General features: G+C 74.0%; 1 pseudogene. It reads left to right on the top strand.

The window, feature by feature from the left end:
* A pseudogene (locus C7C46_RS37110) lies at positions 1–208 on the top strand (hypothetical protein); the annotation flags it as partial.

Raw genomic sequence — 208 nt, 5'->3', positions numbered from 1 at the left:
CCGACGCCGCCGCCGCGCTGGACAGCACCGCGGAGCCCGGCGGCCTGCCCGTCCACTGGTCCGGGTGCGAGCGCCGCTGCGGGCACCCGGCGGGGGACTGGGTGGACGTGCTGGCCACCTCGGAGGGCAGCTACCGGATCACCCAAAAGGCCACTGGCACAATCGAAGTGACGAACCATCAGATGGCAGCGGCGGTCGCCGCAGCCCG

Origin of the sequence: Streptomyces tateyamensis, from assembly GCF_003205575.1 — a bacterium.
In the GTDB taxonomy this organism is placed as follows: Bacteria; Actinomycetota; Actinomycetes; order Streptomycetales; family Streptomycetaceae; genus Kitasatospora; species Kitasatospora tateyamensis.
The sequence above is the reverse complement of the archived record's forward strand: the minus strand, read 5'-3'. Positions and strand labels throughout refer to the sequence as shown.